The following is a 14,802-nucleotide window of genomic DNA, read 5'->3' on the forward strand; positions in this document are numbered from 1 at the left end:
ACCATGGATTTTGGTCTTTCGGAGGAGCAGAAGCTCATCGTCGAGACGACGCGGGCCTTCGTCGAGAACGAGCTTTACCCGCATGAGCGCGAGGTCGAGCGTGCCGGCGTGCTGCGCCGCGAGCTGATCGAGGAGATCAAGGCCAAGGCGATCGAAGCCGGCCTCTATGCCGCCAACATGCCGGCCGATGTCGGCGGCGCCGGGCTCGATACGGTGACCTGGCTGCTCTATGAAAAGGAGCTCGGCCGCGCCAATTACGCGCTGCACTGGACCTGCGTGGCGCGGCCTTCGAATATCCTGCTTGCCGGCACGCCGGAGCAGCGCGAAAAATATCTGTTCCCGTGCATTCGCGGCGAAAAATGGGACTGCCTGGCGATGACCGAGCCGGGCGCCGGCTCCGATTTGCGCGGCATGAAGGCAACCGCCGTACAAGACGGCGACGACTGGGTGCTGAACGGCACCAAGCATTTCATCAGCCACGCCGACCTCGCCGATTTCGCCATCGTCTTCATGGCCTCGGGGGAGGAAGAGTCTTCGCGTGGAAAACGCAAGAAGATCACCGCCTTTTTCGTCGACAAGGGCACCAAGGGTTTTACCGTGCGCGACGGCTACCGCAACGTCTCGCATCGCGGCTACACCAATGCCATCCTCGAATTCGACGATTGCCGGTTGCCGGCCAGTCAGGTTCTGGGCGAGGTCCACAAGGGATTCGACGTCGCCAATTCATGGCTCGGCGCGACGCGCCTGCAGGTCGGTGCCACCTGCCTCGGCCGCGCCGAGCGGGCGCTTGGCCATGCCATCGAATACGCCGCGCAGCGCCAGCAATTCGGCCAGCCGATCGGCAAGTTTCAAGGCGTGTCGTTCAAGCTCGCCGATATGGCGACCGAGCTGAAGGCCGCCGACCTGATGGTGTTCGAAGCCGGCTGGAAGTACGATCAGGGCACCGTCACCGACCAGGACATGGCCATGGCCAAGCTGAAGGCCACTGAGATGCTTGCCTTCGTCGCCGACGAGGCGATCCAGATCCATGGCGGCATGGGGCTGATGGACGATTTGCCGCTGGAACGCATCTGGCGCGACGCCCGCGTCGAGCGCATCTGGGAAGGCACCTCGGAAATCCAGCGCCACATCATCTCCCGAGCGCTGCTGCGCGCCGTTGGGGGCTGATCAATGCACAAACTTGAGCGCCTTTTGCGCCCGCGGACAATCGCTGTGTTCGGCGGCGCGCAGGCTGCTGCGGTTGTCGCGCAGTCGATCAAGATGGGCTTTGCCGGCGAGATCTGGCCGGTGCATCCGAGCAAGGACGAGGTGGCGGGCCGCAAGGCCTATCGTTCGGTGGCCGAATTGCCCGGAGCGCCGGATGCCGCTTTCATCGGCGTCAACCGGCATTTGACCATTGAGGTGGTCAAAGCGCTGGCCGAACGCGGCGCCGGCGGCGCCGTCTGCTTTGCCGCCGGCTTTCTCGAAACCGAGGCTTATGACGAGGACGGCGAGCGGCTGCAGGCCGAGTTGGTCGCTGCGGCGGGCCAAATGCCGATCATCGGGCCAAACTGCTACGGGCTGATCAATTACGCCGACGGCGCGCTTTTGTGGCCAGACCAGCATGGCGGCGTCAGGCTGCCAGAAGGCGGCCGCGGCGTTGCCATCATTACCCAGTCGTCCAACATCGCCATCAACATGACAATGCAGAAGCGCGGCCTGCCGATCGCCTTTCTGATGACCGCCGGCAACCAGGCGCAGACCGGACTTTCCGAAATGGCGCTCGGCCTGATCGAGGACGACCGCGTCACCGCGCTCGGCCTGCATATCGAGGCTTTCGATTCGGTAGCCGGCTTCGAAAGGCTGGCGGCGCGGGCGCGCGAGCTGAAAAAACCTGTTATCGCCATGAAGGTCGGCCGCTCCGAACAGGCGCGGCAGGCGACCGTTTCGCATACCGCGTCGCTGGCCGGCTCGGACGCGGCGTCCGGCGCCTTCCTGAAGCGGCTCGGCATTGCCCGCGTCGATTCGATCCCGGCCTTCATCGAGGCACTGAAGCTGCTGCACGTCACCGGCCCCCTGCCCGGCTACGGGCTGTCGTCGATGAGTTGTTCGGGCGGCGAGGCTTCGGTCATGGCCGACAGCGCCGAAGGCCGCTGGGTGACCTTTCCGCCACTCACCGCCGAGCATCGCGCGCATGTCAAATCGACGCTCGGGCCGCTGGTCGCGGTGGCCAACCCGCTCGACTACCACACCTTCATCTGGAACAACGAGCCGGCGATGACCGCCACCTTCACCGCCATGGTGTCTGGCGGCTTCGACCTCAACATGCTGGTGCTCGATTTCCCGCGCCCAGACCGCTGCTCGGACACCGACTGGTGGGCGACGCTGCGCGCGTTCGAAGCGGCGCTGAAGACCAACAGCGCGCAAGGCGCGATCGTGTCCTCGCTACCGGAGAACCTGCCCGAGGAATATACTGCCGGGCTGATGGCGCGGGGCATGGTGCCGCTGTTCGGCATTTCCGAGGCCATGGATGCCGCCCAGGCGGCAGCCTTCATCGGCTGGGCCTGGCGCGAGCCGCAGGCGCAACCGATCGACACCTCGGCGTCCGGCGCGCCGGCGGGCGACCATGTCACGCCTGACGAGGCCGAGGCGAAAGCGCGGCTCATCGAGGCCGGGCTTCCGGTACCGAAAGGCGAGCGCGCCGGCAATGCGGTCGAAGCTGTCATCTCTTCGATGGCGCTCGGCTTCCCGGTGGCGCTGAAGGCTCTTGGCGTCATCCACAAATCCGAGATGGATGCGGTGCGGCTCAATTTGAGGGATGCCGAATCCGTCAGCACCGCCGCGCATGATCTCGGCCCACTCGGCAGCGGCCTTTATGTCGAGCGCATGGTGCGCGACGGCGTCGCCGAGCTGCTGGTCGGCTTCACCCGCGACCCGATGTTCGGCGCGGTGATGACGCTCGGCACCGGCGGCGTGCTGGTCGAGCTGTTGCGCGACAGCGTCACGCTGATGCTGCCGGCGACCCGCGACGATATCGAAGCCGCTTTGCGCGGGCTGAAACTGTTCCCGCTGCTCGACGGCTATCGCGGTCGGCCGAAGGCCGACGTCGCGGCGGCAATCGAGGCGATATCCGGCATTGCCGCTTTCGTTCAGCAAAACGCCGGCGATATCGAGGAACTCGACATCAATCCGCTGATCGTCTGCACCGAGGGCAAAGGCGCCTGGATCGCCGATGCGCTGCTGGTGCTTGGAGACAAGAAGAATGGCTGAAATCATCACCACCCGCCGCGAGGGCACTATCGTCGAAGTCACGCTCGACCGGCCCAAGGCCAATGCCATCGACCTGAAGACGTCGCGGCTGATGGGCGAGACGTTCAAGGCGTTTCGCGACGATCCCGACCTGCGCGTCGCCATCGTCAAGACCGCCGGCGACAAGTTCTTCTGCGCCGGCTGGGACCTGAAGGCCGCGGCCGGCGGCGATGCCGTCGACGGCGATTATGGCGTCGGCGGGTTCGGCGGGCTGCAGGAACTGCGCGATCTCAACAAGCCGGTGATCGCCTCCGTCAACGGCATGGCGGTCGGCGGCGGTTTCGAACTGGCGCTGTCCTGCGACCTAATCTACGCGTCGGATCATTCCTCCTTCGCCCTGCCCGAAATCCGCGCCGGCACGCTGGCCGATGCGGCGACGATCAAGCTGCCGAAGCGCATCCCCTACCATGTCGCCATGGACCTTTTGCTCACCGGCCGCTGGATGGACGTCGCCGAGGCGCATCGCTGGGGCCTGGTCAACGAAGTGCTGCCCAAGGACAGGCTGGAGGACCGCGTCTGGGAAATCGCCCGGCTGCTTGCCAGCGGCCCGCCGCTGGTCTTCGCCGCGATCAAGGAAACGGCCCGGGTCGCGGAATCGCTGACATTTCAGGACGCCATGAACCGGGTGACGCGCCGGCAACTGCCGACGGTTGACGCGCTCTACGGCTCGGAGGACAATCTCGAAGGCTTTCGCGCCTTTGCCGAAAAGCGCGAGCCGGTGTGGAAGGGAAAATGACACTGCGGAGATGATGGCGCGAGACACCCTCCTCTGCCCTGCCGGGCATCTCCCCCGCAAGGAGGGAGATTGGCCGTCATTTCTGCTTTCGCCAATCATCAACGCTGCAAGAATAGCTCCGCAGGTGAAGCTGCCGATCTCCCTCGTTGCGGGGGAGATGCCAAGTGGTGGCAAAGAGGGGAGGCCAGAAGGGGGTGCCCAGGCTCAGCATTGGCAATCCTTCCGCCTTCCATGACCGACTACAAAACCCTCATCGACGCCGAGACCTGGGCCTTCATCGAGCGGACCAACTCCTATTATCCGCCCGATACGATCGACTACACCATCGCCGAGCAGCGCGAGATCTATAACCGGATGTGCCGCGCGTTCTTTGCCGGCTATCCCCAAGGCGTCACGGCGGAAACCACCGCCATTGCCACGCCATGGCACATCCCGATCCGCATCTACCGTGCCCCGGCGCCGGAAGCGGCGGCGATGGTGCTTTATTTCCATGGCGGCGGTTTTATGCTAGGCGGGGTCGACAGCCATGACGACCTCTGCGCCGAACTTTGCGGGCGCACCGGCTACGAAGTGGTTTCGGTCGACTACCGGCTGGCGCCGGAACACCTTCATCCGGCCGCCTTCGACGATGCCATCAGCGCCTTCGAATGGGCGTCGACCACTTACGAGCGTCCTGTCCTGCTCTGCGGCGACAGTGCCGGCGGCAATCTCGCCGCCGCCGTCAGCCACGCGACGCGCGGCCATGCGCGCAAGCCGATCGGCCAGATTCTGGTCTATCCCGGCCTTGGCGGCGACAGCTCCACAGGCTCCTACGTCACGCATGCCGAAGCGCCGATGCTTAACGCGCGCGACCTCGTTTTCTACAAGGACATCAGGACCGGCGGCGAGGACCGCACCGGCGATCTCACCTTGTCGCCGCTTGCCGATGCCGAGTTTGCCAATCTGCCGCCCACAGTCGTGATCACCGCCGAATGCGATCCGCTGTCGTCGGACGGCGAAGCCTATCGCGACCGCATCGTTGCCGCAGGCGGACGCGCCTGGTGGTTCGAGGAGCCGGGGCTGGTGCACGGCTATTTGCGCGCCAGACACACGGCCGGCCGCGCCCGCTCGAGCTTTACCCGGATTGTCGATGCGGTAGCGGTTTTGGGAAGGGGCGAGTGGATCTGGTGAGGGATGTCATCCCGACCAGAACGGGCCTTTGTCGGCCGGTACAGCTCTATTTGCGGCGGCGTCGCCGGCCGGAAACCTGCTTCAGCCAAGGTCCCAGATGAAAGGCGCTCATCAGCAGGTACATCGGAACCATGCCGCCCAGCGGCGACGCCTCTTGCCCGGTCGAGCACATCATATCCGGCGCTCCGCCGAGAAACGTCAACAGCGCCATGGTTGCGAAGGTCGGCGCGGCCGCAAAGGACAGCCAATCGGCTGCACTATGGCCGGCCGGGCTTGGATCGCCGGCGGATCCGCCTGCATGAATCTCGCTCATGTCCGTTGTCCCTGGTAGTGAGCGGGATGCGGTCGAATGGAACCGTGAATCCCGCTCCTCCATTTGTCTCAGAGCGACGCCGAGGACGTCCTATTCAGTGCGGTTCCGGAACGCGGCCTCTCCGACGTCCGACACCTCGACCCACTTTTTGTCGGGGACGGCTTCGGCGCCGTAATTGTCGTGCCAGTTCCACCATTTGTAGGTGGGCGTCTGCGGATAGCCCTCGGGCGAATCCTCCCACACCTCCTGCCGTCCGAGCGGCGACAGGTCGAGATAGCTCCATACGGTCCCCATCGCCTCGTCGCCTCGGTTGTTGATGAAGTAGGTGCGGAACACGCGGTCGCCGTCGCGGATGAACACGTTGTGACCGTGCCACTCGTCAACGCCGAAATCGGCATCGAAGCTGTCGGTGATGGTGTACCAGGGCATCTTCCAGTCCATCCGCGCCTTCAGCCGCGCAATATCTGCCTGCGGTGCGCGCGAGGCGTAGGCAAGCGTGGTGTCGCGGGCGTTCAGATGGGCGAGGTTGCCGACCTGATCGGCCCCCAGCGAGCAGCCGCGGCAGGCATGATCGGGCCAGCCGAATACGCCAGGCTCGAAGAAGGCGCGGTAGACGATCAGCTGACGGCGGCCCTCGAACAGATCGAGCAGGCTCACCTTTCCGTCGGGCCCTTCGAACGTATAGGTCTTCTCCACCGCCATCCATGGCATCCGCCGGCGCTCGGCCGCCAAGGCGTCGCGAGCCCGGGTCACGGTCTTTTCCTTCACGAGCAGCTGCTGGCGCGCGGCCTCCCACGCGTCAGGCGAAACGACCGGTGGTGTCTTCATCGCGAGCCGCGTCGTCTGCTCGCCTGTGCCATTCTGATGTGCCGTCATTGTGCATCTCCCTTGCTGATTTGTCGCCGCATCGGCGCGATGTGTTGCGTGTTGGGTCGTGAGCCAGGATAGGGGCGATAGCGGATTGGCGAGAGTGACAAGTGTGACGCGATTCCGACGGGTTCGCTGATCACGACCGATTTCGCCGCCCGCGACGCCCCTGCGCTCATTCGCGCCCGGACTGCTGAATGGGCCGAGCGCCGGCCAGGTAGCGGTCATTGTCAAACGGCTCTGCCTGGTTGCTGTCCGGGCTCCACAGCTGGCGGTGGGTTTGCGTGAGATCACCGAGGTAAACATGCAGCGCACCGGACCGCGCGCTGCCGGTATTCGCAACCGCATGCACGGTATTTGACGCCATGTGCACGACGGCAGGCGCTGCGATGTCCCGCCTTTCCGGGATATCGAGTTCGCTGCCGGCAACGGGATAGATGAAGTTCGTCTCGCTGCCCTTGTAGATGCCGATCAAGGCATCCATCAGGTGGTTATGAGGCGGGTACTGCAGGCCGGGCGACAGAGTGATGTGATAGATCGTCAGGTTCGGGCTCGCATGCAAAAGCACCTCGTCGTCGTCTTCTTCGTGAGCGAGCGTTCCCGATGCGTGAAAACGGTTGGTGTAGTCGCTCAGCACTGTCCTTACCGCTTCGAGGGGATCTGGCCCCTTCGCGGCATTGACGATACCATCGGCAACGGCGTAGAGAGGCGAGTTGGCGGCTAAAGGCATATCACTTATCCTCCGTGAGATGCTCAGATCATCAATCTAAGATGCTCACGCTAGCGAATGCTGATGTCAGCGTCAACCGGACAGCCAGACGGACAAAATATGAAAATGACGAAGTTGAGCGCCGAACCGGCAAGGCCGGCCACGGTCGAGGCGACAGCACTGTCAGCCGCCGATGTCCTTCGCAGGGAACAGGCATATGAGCAGTTGAGGAACGACATCATTGCCTGCGTGCTGCGCCCCGGTGAAGCGCTGACCGAGAAACAGATCGGCGATCGATACCAGATCAAAAAGGCGACCATCCGCGCCGCGCTGGCCCGCCTGATGCAGGAAGGGCTGGTCAGGAGCGAGCCGCGCCGCGGCTACGTCGTCGCGACGCTCAGCCTGCGCGATGTCAACGAGATCTTCGATGTCCGTAGCTTGATCGAACCGGTAGTCTTCAGGGTGGCGGCATCGAACATGACCGAGCGCGGGCTGGAGGACATCAGGCTGGCAGCAAAAAAAGTGCTGAAGCCGGAGACGCTACGCAGCCACGTCGCTTTCCTTGCAGCAGATCGTGCCTTTCGTCTGGCCCTTGCGGAGCTCTCGGGAAATCTACGACTGGCGCATCTGCTGGACCAGATACTCGACCAGTCGGCGCGGGTTCTCCACCTCGGGTTCAAGTCGCGCGATTTCACCCAGTTGATCATCGCCCAGCAAAAGGAACTGGTTCTTGCCTGCGAGGCAGGCGACGTTTCCGCCATCGTCAAACTTGCCCGTTCGCAGTGCCTGTTTCTCAAGAAGCAGGTGCTCGAGGCTTTGCTTGCCGGTTCGAAGCTTCAGGACGTCAATTTGCAGCCCTTCGCCTAAGGGAAGTTGGCCATTCGGTGCGACCGCCACCTTGGCGCAACGGCCGCGGGCGGGCCTTGTTTCACCCCACCGCTCGCACCGCTGCCCGTCCGGCACTGCGGCCGGAAAAGATGCAGCCGCCGAGAAACGTGCCTTCGAGCGCTGCATAACCGTGCATGCCGCCGGCGCCGAAACCGGCGGCCTCGCCCACCGCGTACAGCCCCTCGACCGGTTGGCCGCCGGCGCCCACCACGCGGCTGTCGAGGTCCGTCTCAAGCCCGCCGAGCGTCTTGCGGGTCAGGATGCTGAGCCTGACGGCGATCAGCGGGCCATTGGCGGGGTCGAGCAGCTTGTGCGGCCTTGCGGTGCGGATCAGCCGGTCGCCGAGATAGGCGCGCGCACCGCGCAGCGCAGTAATCTGCATGTCCTTGGAGAACGGATTGTCGAGCTGCCGGTCGCGGGCGCGGATTTCGCGCTCGACCTGCGCCAATTCGAGCAGCGGCTCGCCGCCGGCCAATGCGTTCATGCGAGCGACCAGCGCCGGCAGCTCGGGCTCGACGATGAAATCCTCGCCCTTCTCCATGAACGCCTTGACCGGCGCTGGCACGCCGCTGGTGGCGCGGCCGAGCACCTGGCGCCAGCTCTTCCCCGTCAAATCCGGATTCTGCTCGGAGCCCGACAGCGCGAACTCCTTCTGGATGATCCTTTTGGTCAGGATGAACCAGGAATAGTCGTATCCGGTGCTCGTGATGTGGCTGAGCGTCGCCAGCGTGTCGAAGCCGGGATAGAGCGGCACCGGCAGGCGCTTGCCGCGCGCCTCGAGCCACAGCGATGACGGGCCGGGCAGGATGCGGATCGCATGATCGGTCCAGATCGGTGCCCAGTTCCTGACGCCCTCGACATAGTGCCACATGCGGTCGCGGTTGATGAGCCGGCCGCCGGCAGCCTCGGTGATCGCCAGCATGCGGCCGTCGACATGATCGGGAACGCCGGTGATCAGGCCTTTCGGCGGCGCGCCCAGCCGCTGCGGCCAATTCTCCCGGACCAGCTGGTGATTGGCGCCGATGCCGCCGGAGGCGACGATGACGGCCTGCGCCTTCAGCTCGAAATCGCCGGTGATCTCGCGCGAGCTCTTGCGGCCGCGCTCGGCATTGCTCGCCGCCAATATGTATGTCGCCGCGCACGCCGTCGACGACGCCGCCCGCCCGGGTCAATTCGTTGACCCGGTGACGGAATTTGAAGCGGATCAGCCCGCGCTTCTCGGCCTCGCGCACGCGCTGCACGAACGGTTCGAGCACGCCAGGGCCGGTGCCCCAGGTGACATTGGAAGCGCGGCACCGAATTGCCGTGGCCGACGGCATTGCCGCCGCCGCGCTCGGCCCAGCCGACCACCGGAAAGAATTTCAGGCCGCGCTGCATGAGCCAGGAGCGCTTCTCGCCGGCGGCGAAGCCGACATAGGCCTCGGCCCAGCGGCGCGGCCAGAGATCTTCCGCACGATCGAACGCTGCGGTGCCCAACCAGTCCTCGAGCGCCAGCTCATACGAATCGCGGATGCGCATGCGCCGCTGTTCGGGCGAATCGACAAGGAAAATGCCGCCGAGCGACCAGAATGCCTGGCCGCCAAGCGACTGCTCCGGCTCCTGCTCGACAATGATGGTCTTCTTGCCGGCCTCGGCCAGTTCGGCCGCCGCGACAAGACCGGCAAGGCCGGCGCCGACAATGATCACATCCGCATCGTCGGGCATTTTATTTGGCCATGATCTGGTCCAAAAACCGGTCCCCACCTTTTGGGGTCATGGCCGGCCTAGACTGCCTCCCAGCCTTCCTTCTCGCCGGCGCGGAAGATGGCATCGATGACCTTCTGGTTGAGTACCGATTCTTCCAGGGTGAAGACGCGGTCCTTGCCGCCCTGCGCCGCCCGTGCGAAGGCCTCGACTTCCAGCTGGTATTGCTGCGTGCCGGGAAAGCGGAATACCTGCGCCTCGCTGTGGTTCTGGTTGTGCAGTTCGACGCGGTGATGGTCGTAGAGCCCGGCGTTGAAGGGTGAGAACACCTCGATGAAGCCCTTCTCGCCGTGGAAGACCATCACCTGCCGCGCCGCCATCTGCGTCGACAGGTAAAACGACAGTTCGAAATCGCCGAAATCGGCGCGGATCGAGGAATAGATATCGGTGCCGAAGGTCTTGTCGCGCTCGATCGTCGCCTGGACGCGCAGCGGCTCCTTGCCGGTCGAAAAGCGCGTCGACACCGTCGGGTAGACACCGATGTCGGGCAGCGCGCCGCCGCCGAGATCGAGCTTGTTGCGCATGTTGTTGGGGTCGACATTGTAATAGGAGAACGCGCCCTGGACATGGCGCAGCCGGCCGATGGCGCCGCTGGCGATCAGCTCGCGCACCTTGATCCATTGCGGATGGTAGACGACCATGAAGGCTTCGCAGACCAGCACCTTCCTGGCATCGCGCAGCTTGATCAGCCGCGGAATGTCCTTGGCATCGAGCGCCAGCGGCTTTTCGACCAGAACATGCTTGCCGGCCTCGATCGCCTTGGCCGTCCATTCGACATGCTGCGAGGTCGGCAGCGGAATGTAGACGCCGTCGATGTCGCTGGAGGCGAGCAGTTCCTCATAGGAGCCGAAAGCGTGGCGCGCACCGAAGCGTTCGCCCAGCGCCCGGGCCTTTGACAGATCGCGGCTGGCGATCGCCGACAGCACGCCGTTCTCCGCCCCGACGATTGCCGGCAAAAGCTGCTCGCGGCCGATCTTGGCCGTCGACAAAACACCCCATCGGAACATCAGATTTCTCCTCTCGATTGCAGGCCTGGAGGTTTGCCCTAATTCAAGAGAAAAGCCAATGCGGGCCACCTCTCCCCCGCTTTGCGGGGGCGAGGAACCCAAGTCCTGCAAAGGCTATCCCCTTCTACCCGTCAGCGTCATGTCGAAGTCGACGGCGTTGGAATAAATCGGCGTGCCGACATCCATGCCATAGCGCGACCGCAACACCTTGCCGGTGACGTGGAATTTTATCGTGCCCGCCTTGAGGCCGCCGAGCTCGGCCGTGAACTTTTCCTGAAAGGTCTTGCCGCGCGCCGTCAGCCTGCCAGTAACAAGGGCCGACGTGTCGCTGGTGCGTTTGACGCTGGTCGAACGGAACTGGATCTCCGGGCTGTTGGCCGCGTCGAAAACCGCGTCTGAGCGAAGAAAGGCATCGATGCGACTTTGGCCGGTACCGACGCTTTCGGGGAAGATGGTGAAATTGACCTGGGACCGGCCGACATCGCTGTTGTCGATGAGGATACTGCCCTTGAAGCGGGCGAAGGCGCCCTCGAGCCCGCCGCCGCCGACCTTGCCTATGGAGAAGCGGATGCTGGAGTTCGCCGGGTTGATCGTGTAGCTGCCGGCGGCGTCACTGAGCGCGACCGCCGCGAAAACAGGCATGGCAAAACAAGCGGCGGCTGCCGCAAATCCGAAGATGCGCGCATACATGGAAATGATCCTTTTGGGAGGCAACGCTTTCTTGCGTCCTCGCCACATGAACGAATGAGTCGCCCGCTCTATTCCGTGTCGCGATGTGACGAAGCCGTGATCATGCGCGTCAGCACGGTATCCCTCAGCCAGAAATGATGGCGCAGCGCCGCGGCCAGATGCAAAGCGACAAGTCCGATGCCGGCATAGGCGAGATACCAGTGCGTTGCCGCCCAGAAGTTTTCTGCCACGTCCGATTCACCCAGCGGCAGATTGGGCATGACGAATAGATTGAACGGCACGCTCGGGATCTCCAGCACCGAGACCGAGACCAGCGCCCAGCCGGACAGCGGCAGAGCGAGCTGAAACGCATAAAGCGCGAGATGGACAAGCGGCGCCGTGCGGCGCTCCAAGAGGCTGACCGAGCGCGGCAGCGGCGGGGCCGGTCTGCCCAGGCGCCAGGCTATGCGCAGGATGACCAGTCCAAGCAGCAGGAAGCCGAAGGATTTATGCAGCTGGATCAACTCGAAGGCGGTGCGCTGGCTGGGCAGCCGCACCATGACGAAGCCGAGCACGAACTGGCCGATAAAGAGTGCGGCGATCAGCCAATGAAGGACGATCGCCGTCCAGCCATAGCCGGTTGTCTGGTTTTTGGGCAGTGCTGACATGGTCGGTAAACGAATGCCAGGTCGGCTTTCTTCCACCTCTCTTTGTGGGGAGGGTTGGCTTACTCGCCGACCTTGAAGAAATCGACAACGGCCCTGAGCGCCGGCCGCATCTGGCGGCTGCTGGGATAATAGACGAAGAAGCCGTCGAAAGGCGGGCACCAGTCCTCCAGCACGCGCATGAGCTTGCCGGTGGTGAGCGCATCGCGGACATAGTCCTCGAACACGAAGGCAAGCCCGGTGCCATCTACCGCGGCATTGGCAATCAGATGGTCCTCGTCGAGGATCAGCGGCCCCTGTACCGCTATCTCGATCTCCTCGCCGTTTTTCTCGAATTCCCATCGGTAGAGAATGCCGCTGGAGAAGCGGAAACGGATGCAGCGGTGAGCGGCAAGATCGTGCGGATGCAGCGGCCTGGGCATGGTCTTGAAATAGGACGGCGCGCCAACCACGGCGCCGCGCAGGTTCGGCCCGATGCGCACGGCGATCATGTCGCGCTGCAGGCTCTCGCCCAGCCGCACGCCGGCATCGAAGCCGCCCTCGACCATATCGGTGAAGCGGTCCTCGATGACGATCTCCAGCACGATGTTCGGATAGGCGGCGGCAAAGGCGCCGAGCCTTGGCGTCAGCGCCAGGTGGGCCGCGGTGCGCGGCACGGTCAGCCTGAGATTGCCGGCCGGCCGGTCGCGTGCCTCGATCGCCGATTCCAGCGCCAGGTCGATTTCCGACAGTGCCGGTCTGAGGCGTTCGAGCAGTTGCGCGCCTTCCTCGGTCGGGGCGACGCTGCGCGTGCTGCGCGCCAGAAGGCGCACGCCGAGGCCCGCTTCGAGGCTGGACACCGCGTGGCTGACCGCCGATGGCGCGATTGCCAGTTCCTTGGCCGCGCCGCGAAAACTGCCGCATTGGGCGACCGTTGCCAGCACAGCGAGCTGTGAAAGATAGGTTCGCTTCATTGATCTATTTTTGGGAACAGCCCGTGCAAATGAGAGCCGATTATCGAACGCGGCGCAAGACGCTATCTCTGCGGCATCACAACCATCCAAGGAGACACGTGATGCAAACCCGCAAGCTTGGCAATGAACTTGACGTCTACCCGGTCGGCCTCGGCTGCATGGGGATGAGCTTTGCCTATGGCGGCCAGCTGGAGGCAGACGCGATCGCGACGCTGCGCCACGCCGTCGACATCGGCGTCAATTTCTTCGACACGGCCGAAGTCTATGGCCCTTACGAGAACGAGATCCTGGTTGGCAAGGCGCTGAAGCCGGTGCGTGACAAGGTGACGATCGCGACCAAATTCGGCTTCAAGATCCTGGAAGAGGGCAGCGGCATGGAGCGCATGGCCGGCGTCGACAGCCGCCCGGAACATGTCAAGGCGGTTGCCGAAGCGTCGTTGAAACGGCTGGATACCGAGGCCATCGATCTCTATTACCAGCACCGCGTCGATCCGAACGTGCCGATCGAGGATACGGTCGGCGCCATGGCAGAACTGGTGCGCGAGGGCAAGGTGCGGGCGCTCGGCCTATCGGAGGCGAGTGCGGCGACGATCCGCCGGGCGCATGCCGTGCATCCGATCGCAGCGGTGCAGAGCGAGTATTCACTGTGGAGCCGCGATCCGGAGGAAGAGGTGCTTGCGGTCTGCCGCGAGCTCGGCATCGGCTTTGTCCCCTATAGCCCGCTCGGCCGCGGCCTGCTCACCGGCACGATCGCCAAGCCCGATGTTCTCGGCGCCGACGACTGGCGCCGCGGGTTGCCGCGCTTCCAGGCCGACGCCATGGCGGCCAATGCGGCGGTCGTCGCCGTGCTGGAAAAGATGGCCGCAGAGAAGGGCGTGACGCCGGCGCAGCTGGCACTCGCCTGGGTGCTGCATCAGGGCGACTTCATCGTGCCGATCCCCGGTGCGCGAAAAATCCGCCACCTGGAGCAGAATACGGCGGCAGCCGATATCGTACTGAGTGAAGCCGAGGTGGCCTCCATCGGCGACGCCCTGTCGCCGGAGAAAGTCGTCGGCAAGCGCTATACGGAGGAGCTGCTGGCGCTGGTGAACGGGTGAATCAATGCCAATGAAACAGAAGGGGCGCTTCGGCGCCCTTTTTTGTGTGTCGCCGTGCAACAAGGTCGCGCCGACATTCTACCACGGCACGACAGTAATCTCCGGCCAGTTCTCCCTCGCACGCGCGCCCTTCGTCGCGTGCGTCTTTTGGTTGTCCATCACCCGGTTCGGGGTGATGCGAAACGAGAAGATGTCGTCGAGGCCGAACGGTGCCACCAGATCGAGGCGCCCCTCGGCATCGTAGCGCACGCCGACTGCATGCGTCTTCGACGCGAAATAGCTGACCGATTCGCTGGCGCTCATATAACGCGGGCATTCCTGCCCAAACTTGATCGGATACCACAGATGCACCCGCGCCTGATTACGGATCTCGACCGGCACGGGCAGATCGGCGAAGACCGGCGCGGCGCGGGCGATCACACTGTCCTCGGCTTCATAGGACAGATCGCTATCGTCGAAATAGAACAGGTCGACATCCCGGATGCCGTAACCCGAAGGCTTGCCGGTCAGATGGTTCCAAACGCTGTTGTAGAGCGCGCCGGAAACGACCAGCCAGTCGGGCAGGTCAAGCTCTCGAACCCGCTCCAGCGTCTCGCCGATCAGCGGATCAGCCGAGACGATGTCGAGAAACGCCGCCCGTTGGGTTTCGAACGCGAGTCCGGAATAGCGGAAACGGTCCATTGCCCTTTGGAGGGCG

16 protein-coding genes are annotated in these 14,802 nt (G+C 64.1%); 6 read left to right on the forward strand and 10 right to left on the reverse strand.

The window, feature by feature from the left end; genetic code table 11:
- Nucleotides 1-3 precede the first annotated feature (3 nt).
- The 4 genes from AC0L2P_RS18820 to AC0L2P_RS18835 all read left to right on the forward strand — a co-directional run bounded on the left by AC0L2P_RS18820 (nt 4) and on the right by AC0L2P_RS18835 (nt 5,194).
- Nucleotides 4-1,167, forward strand: coding sequence for an acyl-CoA dehydrogenase family protein (locus AC0L2P_RS18820; protein WP_473502863.1), 1,164 nt, complete (start codon nt 4-6; stop codon nt 1,165-1,167).
- Nucleotides 1,168-1,170: 3 nt separating this feature from the next.
- Nucleotides 1,171-3,249, forward strand: a complete 2,079-nt coding sequence (locus AC0L2P_RS18825; RefSeq protein WP_473502865.1) for an acetate--CoA ligase family protein — start codon at nt 1,171-1,173, stop codon at nt 3,247-3,249.
- Nucleotides 3,242-4,024: a carnitinyl-CoA dehydratase gene (locus tag AC0L2P_RS18830; protein WP_473502867.1), complete on the forward strand. Its 783-nt coding sequence runs from the start codon at nt 3,242-3,244 to the stop codon at nt 4,022-4,024. The genes AC0L2P_RS18825 and AC0L2P_RS18830 overlap by 8 nt, the downstream gene beginning before the upstream one ends.
- A gap of 231 nt (nt 4,025-4,255) precedes the next feature.
- A complete protein-coding gene (locus AC0L2P_RS18835; RefSeq protein WP_473502869.1) occupies nt 4,256-5,194 on the forward strand; it encodes an alpha/beta hydrolase in 939 nt (312 codons plus the stop codon).
- 46 nt (nt 5,195-5,240) lie between these two features.
- Here the strand turns inward: AC0L2P_RS18835 and AC0L2P_RS18840 are convergent, their stop codons facing one another.
- From AC0L2P_RS18840 to AC0L2P_RS18850, 3 genes are all read right to left on the reverse strand, one after another.
- A complete protein-coding gene (locus tag AC0L2P_RS18840; protein WP_473502871.1) occupies nt 5,241-5,507 on the reverse strand; it encodes a hypothetical protein in 267 nt (88 codons plus the stop codon).
- 90 nt (nt 5,508-5,597) lie between these two features.
- Nucleotides 5,598-6,383: a DUF899 domain-containing protein gene (locus tag AC0L2P_RS18845; RefSeq protein WP_473502873.1), complete on the reverse strand. Its 786-nt coding sequence runs from the start codon at nt 6,381-6,383 to the stop codon at nt 5,598-5,600.
- Nucleotides 6,384-6,549: 166 nt separating this feature from the next.
- Nucleotides 6,550-7,104, reverse strand: a complete 555-nt coding sequence (locus tag AC0L2P_RS18850) for an autotransporter (RefSeq protein WP_473502875.1) — start codon at nt 7,102-7,104, stop codon at nt 6,550-6,552.
- A gap of 105 nt (nt 7,105-7,209) precedes the next feature.
- Between AC0L2P_RS18850 and AC0L2P_RS18855 the strand changes: the two genes are divergently transcribed.
- Complete coding sequence (locus AC0L2P_RS18855; protein WP_473502877.1) at nt 7,210-7,950, forward strand: GntR family transcriptional regulator; 741 nt, start codon at nt 7,210-7,212, stop codon at nt 7,948-7,950.
- 61 nt (nt 7,951-8,011) lie between these two features.
- Here the strand turns inward: AC0L2P_RS18855 and AC0L2P_RS18860 are convergent, their stop codons facing one another.
- The 6 genes from AC0L2P_RS18860 to AC0L2P_RS18885 all read right to left on the reverse strand — a co-directional run bounded on the left by AC0L2P_RS18860 (nt 8,012) and on the right by AC0L2P_RS18885 (nt 13,008).
- Nucleotides 8,012-9,094: an FAD-binding dehydrogenase gene (locus AC0L2P_RS18860; protein WP_473502879.1), complete on the reverse strand. Its 1,083-nt coding sequence runs from the start codon at nt 9,092-9,094 to the stop codon at nt 8,012-8,014.
- Nucleotides 9,028-9,675 (reverse strand): FAD-dependent oxidoreductase, encoded by a 648-nt coding sequence (locus tag AC0L2P_RS18865; RefSeq protein WP_473502881.1) that lies wholly within the window; start codon nt 9,673-9,675, stop codon nt 9,028-9,030. The genes AC0L2P_RS18860 and AC0L2P_RS18865 overlap by 67 nt, the downstream gene beginning before the upstream one ends.
- A gap of 59 nt (nt 9,676-9,734) precedes the next feature.
- Nucleotides 9,735-10,721: a Gfo/Idh/MocA family protein gene (locus AC0L2P_RS18870; RefSeq protein ID WP_473502883.1), complete on the reverse strand. Its 987-nt coding sequence runs from the start codon at nt 10,719-10,721 to the stop codon at nt 9,735-9,737.
- A gap of 114 nt (nt 10,722-10,835) precedes the next feature.
- On the reverse strand, nt 10,836-11,411 hold the full coding sequence (locus tag AC0L2P_RS18875) for a YceI family protein (RefSeq protein ID WP_473502885.1): 576 nt from the start codon (nt 11,409-11,411) through the stop codon (nt 10,836-10,838).
- A gap of 68 nt (nt 11,412-11,479) precedes the next feature.
- Nucleotides 11,480-12,058: a cytochrome b gene (locus tag AC0L2P_RS18880; protein ID WP_473502887.1), complete on the reverse strand. Its 579-nt coding sequence runs from the start codon at nt 12,056-12,058 to the stop codon at nt 11,480-11,482.
- A gap of 59 nt (nt 12,059-12,117) precedes the next feature.
- Nucleotides 12,118-13,008: a LysR family transcriptional regulator gene (locus tag AC0L2P_RS18885; RefSeq protein ID WP_473502889.1), complete on the reverse strand. Its 891-nt coding sequence runs from the start codon at nt 13,006-13,008 to the stop codon at nt 12,118-12,120.
- A 101-nt stretch (nt 13,009-13,109) separates the two neighbouring features.
- On the opposite strand from AC0L2P_RS18885, the gene AC0L2P_RS18890 reads away from it, so the two are divergent.
- Nucleotides 13,110-14,105 (forward strand): aldo/keto reductase, encoded by a 996-nt coding sequence (locus AC0L2P_RS18890; RefSeq protein WP_473502891.1) that lies wholly within the window; start codon nt 13,110-13,112, stop codon nt 14,103-14,105.
- 78 nt (nt 14,106-14,183) lie between these two features.
- On the opposite strand, the gene AC0L2P_RS18895 is transcribed toward AC0L2P_RS18890, so the two are convergent.
- Nucleotides 14,184-14,786, reverse strand: coding sequence for a nucleotidyltransferase family protein (locus AC0L2P_RS18895; RefSeq protein WP_473502893.1), 603 nt, complete (start codon nt 14,784-14,786; stop codon nt 14,184-14,186).
- Nucleotides 14,787-14,802 lie beyond the last annotated feature (16 nt).

The sequence above is a fragment of the Mesorhizobium sp. WSM4836 genome, assembly GCF_055811815.1.